Genomic DNA, 332 nt, shown 5'->3' with positions numbered 1-332 from the left:
GAATACGTGGCGATTAATAACGCCAATACCCTGACGGCTAACGCAGCAGGCAACAGCGCGCTGAATCCGATTCAAGCGGCAGTGTTCGGGGTGCCCGGAGGCGGATTGGCGAAGATGCTGGAAAGCTCAGACGCTTATGGCCCGACGATTGTGGCAGGACTAACCGACCCGGATAGCTTTAATCTCACCCAGGGCGGGTCAGATTATGAATCCTTGTTGTACGTGTACCAGGCTACCGTCGATGCGTCTGATCCGGTTAACTATGCCGCGCAACTGACTGCGACCGGAACGCCTTATACGCTGATCGAAGCCGTCGGTGATCACGTGATTCC

The 332-nt window shown here is 56.0% G+C and carries 1 pseudogene; it reads left to right on the top strand.

Annotated elements, in window-relative coordinates:
- Positions 1-332 (top strand): annotated as a pseudogene (locus Q4563_RS17930) (hypothetical protein); the annotation flags it as partial.

It is taken from the genome of Gilvimarinus sp. 1_MG-2023, from assembly GCF_030548285.1.
This window is presented reverse-complemented; position numbering and strand designations above follow the sequence as displayed.